This window comes from Blastococcus sp. SYSU DS0552, from assembly GCF_054050815.1.
In genome coordinates this window covers 293,994-304,242 of the sequence record NZ_JBJHAB010000002.1, presented here as the reverse complement: position 1 = coordinate 304,242, position 10,249 = coordinate 293,994, and the positions used below count along the sequence as shown (strand labels likewise).

At 74.2% G+C, this 10,249-nt stretch carries 8 protein-coding genes; all 8 read right to left on the bottom strand.

Annotated elements, in window-relative coordinates; translation table 11 throughout:
* The coding region (locus ACI8AG_RS03655; protein ID WP_456595951.1) for a LamG-like jellyroll fold domain-containing protein at window positions 1–2,866 on the bottom strand (2,866 nt) is incomplete at its 3' end.
* Window positions 2,867–3,124: 258 nt separating this feature from the next.
* Window positions 3,125–3,811 carry a hypothetical protein gene (locus tag ACI8AG_RS03650; protein WP_456590850.1) on the bottom strand — a complete coding sequence of 229 codons (687 nt, stop codon included), beginning with the start codon at window positions 3,809–3,811 and terminating at the stop codon, window positions 3,125–3,127.
* A complete protein-coding gene (locus ACI8AG_RS03645) occupies window positions 3,808–4,572 on the bottom strand; it encodes a CDP-alcohol phosphatidyltransferase family protein (RefSeq protein ID WP_456595950.1) in 765 nt (254 codons plus the stop codon). Before ACI8AG_RS03645 ends, ACI8AG_RS03650 begins: the two co-directional genes overlap by 4 nt.
* Complete coding sequence (locus ACI8AG_RS03640) at window positions 4,569–5,819, bottom strand: DUF1972 domain-containing protein (RefSeq protein ID WP_456595949.1); 1,251 nt, start codon at window positions 5,817–5,819, stop codon at window positions 4,569–4,571. Before ACI8AG_RS03640 ends, ACI8AG_RS03645 begins: the two co-directional genes overlap by 4 nt.
* 149 nt (window positions 5,820–5,968) lie before the next feature.
* Window positions 5,969–7,471 (bottom strand): sugar transferase, encoded by a 1,503-nt coding sequence (locus tag ACI8AG_RS03635; RefSeq protein ID WP_456595948.1) that lies wholly within the window; start codon window positions 7,469–7,471, stop codon window positions 5,969–5,971.
* A gap of 189 nt (window positions 7,472–7,660) precedes the next feature.
* The gene (pth, locus tag ACI8AG_RS03630; RefSeq protein WP_456595955.1) at window positions 7,661–8,218 is read right to left on the bottom strand and encodes an aminoacyl-tRNA hydrolase; all 558 of its coding nucleotides are present in this window, start codon (window positions 8,216–8,218) and stop codon (window positions 7,661–7,663) included.
* A 98-nt stretch (window positions 8,219–8,316) separates the two neighbouring features.
* Window positions 8,317–9,030 (bottom strand): 50S ribosomal protein L25/general stress protein Ctc, encoded by a 714-nt coding sequence (locus tag ACI8AG_RS03625; RefSeq protein WP_456590854.1) that lies wholly within the window; start codon window positions 9,028–9,030, stop codon window positions 8,317–8,319.
* A 146-nt stretch (window positions 9,031–9,176) separates the two neighbouring features.
* Entirely contained in the window at window positions 9,177–10,214 is a 1,038-nt protein-coding gene (gene cysC, locus ACI8AG_RS03620; RefSeq protein WP_456595947.1) for an adenylyl-sulfate kinase, read from the bottom strand.
* Window positions 10,215–10,249: the final 35 nt, after the last annotated feature.

Below are 10,249 nucleotides of genomic sequence, written 5' to 3'. Positions count from 1 at the left end.
ACACCCCACCCAGATAAGCCCCGGTGTTGTGACCGGCCCCCGGCAACTCGAACGACGCCACACCCGGGCTCACCGACAACCGGCTGGCCCCGGCCCACGCCGTCCACGCACCACCGACATCCGCAGACCCCAGCCCACCGGACACCACCCGGTCGAAGGCGTCACTCGCGATCGATGGCAGCCCTTCCGGGGTGTGGACGGTGACCTGGTGCTCGGTCGCGGCCGTCCCGTTGCGGTCGTCGGTGACCGTCAGCCGCACCGTGTAGGTGCCCTGCGCGGCGTAGGTGTGCGCCGCCGTGGGGCCCATACCGGTCGCGCCGTCACCGAAGTCCCACGCGTAGGCGGCGACCCGCCCGTCCTGGTCGCTGCTACCGGAGGCGTCCACCGTGGCGGTGAGGCCGGCGACGGTCGCCGTGAACACCGCCGTCGGCGGGACGTTGGCCACCGTTACCCCGGTGCCCGCCGCGTGGTGCCGGGCGACCTGTTCCGCGGTGAGCACGGTCGGGTACACCGCCACCTCGTCGATGGACCCCGGGAAGTACGGGGCCCCCGACCAGCTCCGGTCGCCACCGATCCGCCAGTAGCCGGCGGGGATCTCCTGCGCCGAGATTCCGTCCGTGCGGCTGGCGACCAGCTTCCCGTCCACGTACAGCGACAGCCCGTTCGGGCCGAGCGTCGCGACCACGTGGTGGTACGACCCGTCGTTGTAGGTCTGCTGGCTCACGAGCTCGAACGGCATCCCCGGCCAGACCGCGAAGTGCAGCCTGCCGTCCGGGTCGAGCCAGAGGTGGCGGTCGTAGTTGTTGCTCAGCCCGGTCCGCTGGTCACCGAAGCCGATGATCTTCCCCCCGGTCGTGCTCCGGGTCTCGAACCACGCCTCGATGGAGAAGGTGTGCGGGCCACGCCGCGGCGACTGGGTGGCGAAGGTTCCGCTGGTGCCGTCGAAACGGGCACCGGCGTCGGAGTCGCCGCGGAGGGCACCGGTCACGCCGCGGGTGACCCCGCCGCTCGCCCCGAGGTCGTCGACGCCGCCCTGGTCGAAGGCGGTCGCACCCGAGCGCTCCCCCAGCGGCCAGTAGCCGGTGGCTCCGTCGGCGTGCACCAGGTCTGCGTAGAGACGTGCGACCCCAGCTCCCGACGAGGTCCCCGAGGCCGTGCCGATGACCACCTCGTTGCCGTACGGGTCGGACACCGTGACGCGGTAGCTGTGCGCCCCGGCCGGCACCGCGCGATCGGTCCACGCCAGCGGTGCAGCCTGCCACCACTGTGAGGAACGGGTGAAGGTGGCGACGGGCGCCGTGGCGCCGTCCCGGTACACCCGGTAGGTGAGGTACCGGTTGTCCAGATCGGTGGCGCCCTGCCAGCCCACCCGCAGCGTGCCGGCGGCCACGGGCGTGACGCTCACTGCGCCGTTGACGCGGGGACCCTGTGCGTTCGGGGCGATCGAGGGCATGGCGAAGCGGACCAGGCCCTGCTGCGCCTTTCCGTTCACCGAGGGGAACTCGCCGCCGTACAGGAGGTACTGACCGTTGCCCGAGACGCTCCAGCCGCCCTGGTACTGGCGGGTGTAGGTGCCCACCGCGAACTCGGGGAACCAGGTGAGCAACGACGGCGCCGGCTGGCCGTTGAGGTTGTTGTTGCCGAGCGTGTCGCTGCCCACGCGGCCCGAGGCGGCGAGGCTCACGGCGGTGGCCCGCTTCCAGACCTGCGGGTCCTGCTCGGGGAAACCACCGATGTTGTTGCAGCGGTGGGCGTGCGTGGCGGTGTAGAGCGCGCCGTTCATCGGGAAGCTGGAGTAGCTGTCACCGCGGCAGTCGGCGATGAACCGCACGCCACCGCCAGCGGCGTCGGCGGCGAAGGCCCCCTCGAGGTTGCCGGGGCCGTAGTAGTCGTACGCCGTGCCGTAGACGGTCGCACCATCCGTGGACAGGCTCCAGACGGCGGAGTGCGCACCCTGGTTGGTCAGCAGCTGGTTGAGGGCGAAGGCGCGGTTGGCTCCGGAGACGGGGTCGAGCGCCGCGACCGCCGTGGCACGCGCCCCGTTCATCGAGTAGAAGCGGCCGCCGACGACGACCTGGTTCCCGCCGCCGGTGACCACGATCGCCATGACCTCGTTGGAGGTCCGACTGTTGGCGGCGGTGTCCGTCGTGCCGCCGATCGCCTTGCCGTTCGCGTCGAAGAGCGGCATCCGGTTGCCGTCCGTCGGGCCCGTGCCGGGGACCGGGGCCCACGGCAGCAGCGAGCCGTCGGCCGCCGACACCGCAGCGAGCCGGGTGCGGCTGACGCCGCCCACGGCGCTCAGGCTGCCGCCGAGGTAGACGGTGGAGGCGGTGGCGGCGAGGGCGCGGACCTGCCCGTTGACACTGGGCGCGAAGTTCTCCACCAGCGCACCGGTGCGGGTGTCGTACGCGGCGATCCGGTTGCGGACCTGGCCGTCGGCGCGGGTGAAGTCGCCGCCGACGTAGATGCGGGAACCGTCCGGGGAGGCGGTGACCGCCAAGGCCTGCCCGTTGAGGTCCGGCGCGAACGACGTAACCAGCTCACCGGTGCGGATGTCGTACGCCAGCAGGTTGTTCCGCACCGTCTCCCGGGTGCCCGGGGCGGCCCCGGCCGGACGGGCCCGCGTGAACGAGCCGGCCGCGTACACGGTGTCGCCCACGACGGCCTGCGCCCAGACGACACCGTTGATTTGCACCGTCGGCAGGGCGTCGGCGGAGACCGTGACCGGATCGGTCGCGCTCACCGCCGGCGGCGCCGTGTCCGCGTGCGCCACGGGCACCCCGACACCGAACGCTGCCGCCGCGAGCACACCGCTCACCAGCCCGGCCAGCGCCCGCCTGGGCACACCGCTCGACCGTTCCCCCATGGATGGACTCCCCGCTCGTCTCCGTACGCAACCGTCCACCGAGGACGGTGCCGAACACTAAGCGTGACCAGAATCCGTACGACAGGGGCCGTCACCCCACTCGATCAGGTGACGACCAGGCACTATGCACACCACAGGCGAGCCAGCGGTGACTCTCCGTGTGCAGACGGACAGAGCTCCACCCCCCGGAACGCCGACGACCCCCGCCGCCGCGACGGATCGCAGCGGCGGGGGTCGCCGGTGGGGGGCAGGCGCCGCTCAGGGCGCAGCTCCCGTGAACAGCAGTAGCGGGGCCCCGGCCTGGTAACCGACCTCGACGGTGACCGAGTCGCGGGCGTCGGCGGGGACGGTGAACACGTAGACGCCGTCGGCGGAGGCGCCAGCGGCGACCATGCCGGTGAAGGGCCGCTGGGACGGGTCGTCCAGAGGGGACGCCGGCGCCCGGTCGGGGCCGTAGTAGAGGTTGACGGCCACGCCCGACAGCGATACCGCCGCCGATGTGCCGTTCTCGATCCGCACGGTCACCCGCAGCGCCGGTCCGGCGATGTTGCCCGGGCCGACCGCGGTCCCCTCGATCGCCTCCAGGGAGGGCAACGTCGCGACGATGCCGTTGCCCACAGGCGCCGGCGCGTCGAGCGGCACCTCCGGCAACGACGGCGGCGGAGCGTCGACGTCCTCGGTCGGTCCGGTCGGCTCGGGTGTGGGGGGCGGCGGCGGGACCGTCGGCTCCGCTGACCCCGTCGCCTCCGCGGGCTGAACCGATGACGGGGCCGCTGGATCAGCGCCGGCCGAGTTCGTCCGGTCGTCCTCACCCGTCAGGAGCAGCACCAGGCCGAGGGCCGCGACGAGCAGCACGGCCACCGCCGGGAGCAGCCACCTCCGGACGGCCGCGGCCCGCGGGGCAGGGGGCGGCGGGGGCAGCCCGTCGTCGTGGGGAGTGTTCATTGCGGCAGCCTTCCGATCTCGCCGAACCACTTGAGGCACGCCAGCGCGAGGTAGCCCGCGGTGGCGAGGAACAGCAGGGAGTAGGCGCCGACGAACACGTCGGGCGTCCCCAGCAGGACGAACACCCAGCAGAGCAGGCCGTAGTCCGTGGGCACGACCAGGAGCGAGCGGAGCACGCTGGGGCGCTCGTCGGTGCGCTCGGCCCGCGTCCGCGCCCCGTGCCGCTCACGCAGCGCCTCGTTCAGCATGGTGCCGAAGAAGAGCACCGCGGCGACGACGCAGAACCCGAGGGGCACCAGCAGCCACACCCCCCGGGGCACCGCCTCGGAGCGGTAGAGGTGGATCAGCACGGCCAGGTGCAGTGACGAGGTCTTGGCCGCGTCCACCATGTGGTCGAGCCACTCGCCGGCGGGCGACCCGCCACCGCGCAGCCGGGCCAGCTGCCCGTCCGCGGCGTCGAACGCGTACCCGACCGCGAGGAGCACGGAGACGGCCACCCCGGTCGTCCACGACGGGCTCCCGAGCGCGAGCAGCACGATGGCCGAGGTGGTGAACCCGGCGCTGACGCCCGTGACCACGTTGGGGGTCAGCCGCGCGTGGAAGGCCGCCGCAGCGAGGACCCGGCCCAGCTTGCGGTTGACGAACCGCGAGTAGGCAGGCGCCCCCTGGGCACCCTTCTGTGCCGCGGACAGGCGGCGCACGGTGGTCCGGAAGTCCTCGGCTCCCGTCGGGGCCGGCTGCGCGGCGCGGGTCGCCGTCACTGCTGAGCCCCGGGGAACGGGATGACGTCGGACGCCAGATCGGCCGGCCCGACCGCCACCGACTCGTCCCTCGCCGCCGCCCGCGGGAAGGGGACCGGCGCAGGGAGCGAGCTGGGCTCGGGGAGGCGCCGGCCCGACGGGCGTCGGCTCGGCACCTGGCGTCCGGCCAGCCGGCGGGCGAGCTGCTCGTAGCCGGCGGCGACCGAGTCCCAGTCGTATCCCCGGGCCAGTTCGCGTGCCCGCACGCCGGCGCGGCGGACCGCGCCCGGGTCGGCCTCGGCGGCGTCCACGAGCGAGGCCACGTCCGCGGGGCTGGCGAAGAACCGGCCGGAGTCCTCGATCACCTCACGGTTGAAGTCGACGTCGTAGGCCAGGACGGCGGTACCGGCGCCGATCGCGCGCAGCAGCGAGGGGTTGGTGCCACCGACCGAGTGACCGTGCAGGTAGGTGTAGGCGTGGGCGTAGAGCTGGTCGAGCTGCTCCTGGTCCCACACGCCGCCGAGGAAGCGCACCCGCCCATCGGCGAGCCCGTGCACCCGTGCGGTGTACGCGTCCGAGTAGGGGGCGGAGCCGACCACGACCAGCGGCTTGCGCGCCCGGCTGCGCCGGTACCCGTCGACGATGACGTCGACGTGGTTCTCCGGCTCGAATCGGGCGACGACGAGGTGGTACCCACCCGGGGTGAGCCCCAGCTCGGCGAGCTTGCCGGTGCCCGGTTCGATGATCGGGGCGCCGTAGGTCAGCAGTGTCGTGGGCACCCCGAACTCCGACTGGTAGTAGTCGGCGATGCCCTGGGCGTCGGCGATGAGGGCATCGGACCAGCGGACCGCCAGCGCCTCGGCCGCGCGGTAGTAGCGCTGCCCGATCGGGCCCCACTTGGCGCGCTTCCACTCCAGCCCGTCGACGTGCGTGGCGACCGGGATCCGGGCGGCGCGCAGGGCCGGGAGGAGGGGGGCGTTGGCCGCGTTGAACACGAAGGCCGCGTCCGTGCGGTGCGCCAGCAGGTGGGCCACGGAGAGCGCCGAGTGGCTCAGCGTCTCCAGCGACCGCTTGCGGGCGGCGGGGAGGTGCACCAGCTCCATGCCGAGGTGGCGTTCGGGCCGAGCCTCCTGACCCGGGACGGTGCGGCAGTACACGACCACCTGGTGCCCCCGCTCGGCGAGCCGGCGACCGACCTCCTCGACCGCGGTCTCGAACCCGCCGTACCGCGCGGGTACGCCGCGCGTGCCGACCATGGCGATCCGCATGGCCCCTCCGTCCGTCTCCTGGTGCAGCGGAACCGGCCACCTGGGTACCGTTCCACGTCCTCTGACCAGGAGCTTCGTCGCCTCGCGGGCCGGGGCGGACGGTTCCGGGGGCCGGATGACCCGTGCGGGTGACGCTCGCGAGGGGGAGGTCAGTAGGCGCCGGAGCGCGACAGCACGGCCCGCCCGGTCTTCCAGAGGATCACGACGTCCAGCGCCAGCGACCAGTTCTCCACGTACCGGAGGTCCAGGCGCACGGACTCCTCCCACGAGAGGTCGCTGCGGCCGGAGATCTGCCAGAGCCCGGTGAGCCCGGGCTTGACCAGCAGCCGGCGGCTCACCGAGGAGTCGTAGCGCGCCACCTCGGCGGGCAGCGGTGGGCGCGGCCCCACCAGCGACATGGCTCCGCCGAGCACGTTGAGCAGCTGGGGCAGCTCGTCGAGGGAGAGCCGGCGCAGCAGCCGCCCGACCGGCGTGACCCGCGGATCTGCCCGGATCTTGAACAGCGGGCCGTCGGAGATGTTCTCCGCGCGCAGGGCGTCGAGCTGCTGGTCGGCGTCGACCACCATGCTGCGGAACTTCAGCATCGTGAAGGTCCGCCCACCCAGGCCGACCCGCTCCTGGCGGTAGAGCACCGGGCCGGGGCTGGTGAGCCGCACGGCCGCGGCGATGAGCAGCAGCACCGGCGAGAGGGCGAGCAGCGCCAGAGCCGCCACGGCGCGGTCCATGCCGCCCTTGACGACGCGTCGCCACCCCTCGAAGCACGGCTCCTCCACCGCCAGCAGCGGCAGCCCCTCGAAGGGGCGGATGTGCAGCCGCGGCCCGGCGACCTCGATCAGGCCCGGGGCCACGAGGAGCTCGAGCCCGGTGCCCTCCAGCTGCCAGGACAGCTGCCGCAGGTACTGCGCCGCCGTCTCGCTGGCGGAGGTGACCGCGATGGTGTCCGCCCCGTAGGTGTCGGCGAGGAGCAGGACGTCGTCCAGGCCCCCCACGGGGACGCCGGCGCGCTCGGCGACCCGCACCCGGTCGGCCGGGGTGACGGCGGCGGCGACGACCTCCAGCCCGCCGAAGCGTTCCCGCTGCAGCCGCCCGACCAGCTCCAGCACCGCACCGCCACGCCCCACGACGACGACCTTCTTCGTGCACCGGCCCTGCGCCCGGAGGGCGCGCAGCCGGGTGCGGGCGGCGTACCGGCCGAGCAGCGTGGCGGCGGTGAGGGCAGGGATGGCCACGACGACGAGCGCGCGACTCAGCTCCAGCGCGGCGGCGTAGGAGAGGAAGCTGGTCCCGCCCAGGAGCAGCAGGCCGGCGCGGCCGACACGGCGGTACTCGTCGCTGCCGGTGCCGTACGACCGCTCGGAGTAGGCACCGGTGGCCGCCAGGAGCACCGGCCAGGCCAGCACGAGACCGAGCGCGGCCCAGAAGAGCGCCGTGCCCGGCCCAGGGGGTGTGGCGCGGGCCAGCAGCACGGTGCCGCTCGCGACGGCGGCCAGCACGCTCTCCACCACGACGAGCGCCACCGTGTAGGACCGCACCCAGGCCGGCGCGGAGCGACGGGCGGGCAGCCGCGTACGCCCGGGAGCGGCGGCGGACCCGCCGGGAGCCCCCGGCAGGATCACCTCACCCGAGCTCGCCTGCTGGCGGTCCAGAAGCATGCGTCCCCCCGAACGTCACGCACCGTAGTCGACTACTGCGGTCGACCGCGCGCGGCGGCCTGAGCAGGGAAGCAACCCGGCACGGAGCGGTGCTGATCGAGAGCAACCCTCACAGCGCGTCAGGGCGGGCGTCAACACGGAGCGTCACCCTGTCACCCGATAGGGCCGCGGAACGCCCGGCGACGGTCGTCAGCCGCGGGGGTGGACCTGGTTCTGCGCGGCCTCCAGGCCGCTGGTGAGGAGGAGCTCGGTGGCGTCTGCGGCCTCCACGAGCAGCAGATCCAGCTCCTTGCGCTCGGTCGCCGAGAAGTCCTTCAGCACGAAGTCGGCGGGGTCCTGCCGACCGGGGGGCCGGCCGATGCCGACCCGCACCCGCAGGTAGTCCTTGGTGCCGGTGGACCGGGTGATGGAGCGCAGCCCGTTGTGGCCGCCCTCCCCACCCCCGCGCTTGAGCCGCACCACCCCGAAGTCGATGTCCAGCTCGTCGTGGACGACGACCAGCTGCTCGGCCGGGAGCTTGTGGTAGTCGAGCAGGCCGCGCACCGGGCCGCCGGACTCGTTCATGTAGGTCGTGGGCTGCGCGAGCACGACTCGCCGGCCCGCCAGCCGGCCCTCGCCGGAGACCGCGCGGGAACGGGCACCCTTGCCCGGGGCTAGCCGGATCCCGGCTCGACGGGCCAGCTCCTCGAGGACCATCGCGCCGACGTTGTGCCGGTTGCCGGCGTACGCCGGCCCGGGGTTGCCCAGCCCGACGACCAGGTAGGGCCCCTCGGGCGGGGGGGACGCCGCAGGGGCGCCGGCGGTGCCGGCGCCCCTGCGGGCCGTGCTCTCGATCAGCGGATGCCTCAGTCGTTCTTGCTGTTCTCGGCGGCGTCCATCGACTCGCCGCTGCCCTGCGCCAGGGGCTCGGGGACGACGTCGCCCTCGCCGGCGCCCTCGGCCGCCTCCGCGGACTCCTCGCGCTCGATGCCGGCCTCGGCCTCGGCGTCGGCGAGCTCGGCCTCGAGCGCCTCGGCCGTGGGCGCACCCAGGAAGCCGATGACCAGTGCCTCGGGGTCGGTGATCAGGGTCGAACCGGCCGGCAGGACCAGGTCGCCGGCGGTGATGTTCTGCCCGGCGTCGCGGCCGGTGACGTCGACCTCGATGCTGTCCGGCAGGCGCGTCGCGTCCGCCTCGATGGAGACGGTGTTCAGCTGGTGGTTCGGGATGGCGTCCGGCGCCGGCTGACCGACGACGACGATCGGCACGTCGACGGTGGTCTTCTCGCCGCGGCGGACGACCAGCAGGTCGACGTGCTCGTGCACGCGGGTCAGCGGGTCGCGCTGGACGGCCTTGGTCAGCGCCAGCTGCTCCTTGCCGTCCAGGACGATGGTCAGCAGGGCGTTGGCGCCACCGTTGCGCAGCGCCGCGGCGAACTCGCGCGCCGGCAGCGAGAGGTGGACGACGTCCTGGCCGTGCCCGTAGAGGACGGCGGGGACGCGGCCGGCGCGCCGGGTGCGGCGGGCGCTGCCCTTGCCGAACTCGGTGCGGGTCTCGGCCTCGAGACGGTAGTCAGCCACGGTGAATGTGCTCCTCGGAAGGTGGATCGGTCTGCGGGCCGGCGACCGGGCGCAGCACACCCCACGGGGCACACGCACGTCGATCACGGAGTACGGGTGGACCGTCTCCCTCGCCGGGCAACGGGAGCCACGTTACCCCAGCCCGGTCAGCCGCCGAGCACCGCGTCGAGCACCTGCCGCGCGCAGTCGTCGACCGTCCGCCCGCTGGTGCCGACGGTGACCTCGGCATCGGTCGGCGCCTCGTACGGATCGCTGATCCCGGTGAACGCGGGGATCTCCCCGCGCCGCGCCTTGGCGTAGAGCCCCTTGCGGTCGCGCGCCTCGCAGTCCGCCAGCGACGTCGCCACGTGCACCAGCACGAAGCTGCCCGGTCCGGCCTGCTGCTCGACCTCCCTGCGGACGGCGGTGCGCACCTCGGCGTAGGGGGCGATGGGGGCGCAGACCGCGACGCCGCCGTGCTTGGCGATCTGCGCGGCCACCCAGCCGATGCGCAGGACGTTGGTGTCCCGGTCGGCCCGCGAGAAACCCAGGCCCGCGGAGAGGTGGTGGCGCACCTCGTCGCCGTCGAGCAGCGTCACGGTCCGCCCACGCTCGACCAGCAGCTCCACCAGGCGGGCGGCGATGGTCGACTTGCCGGCGCCGGAGAGCCCGGTGCAGAAGACGACGAGCCCCCCGGTGCGGGGCGGGGCGACGCCGAGCTCGCTGCCCAGCAGGGTCGCCCCGTACGCGGCGGCGACCTCCTCGGCCGGGACCTCGGGGCTCTCCGGCGTCACCGGGACCGGCAGGACGACGACCTCCCGCCCCCCGGTGCGGACCGGTCCCCAGGCGGCGGCACGCTGCGCCAGCGCCGCGGAGTCCGGCGGGAGCCCGGCCGCCGGCAGCAGCACCAGCAGCCGGGGCGGCAGGCTCGAGACGTCGGCCGGCGGGGCACCGACCCAGGCGGCCGGGGACTGCCAGCCACGCTCGCGGAGCCGGGCCGCCACCGCGGCCGGCGGCTCCCAGCGCGGCACCTCCGCGACGGTCAGGTCCTCGCCGTCGGAGGTCGCCACGACCACGCCCTGGGCGTCCTCGTACTCCTCCGCGGCGGGGAGGCCGGGCGCGGAGCCGACCAGGCCGAAGTGGTAGCGGGCGACGGCGGCGACCTGCGCGTCACCGAGTCTGCAGCGAGCCGGCACGCCGGCCATCCTCCCAGGGGACGACCGGCGGGCGCGGACCGGTG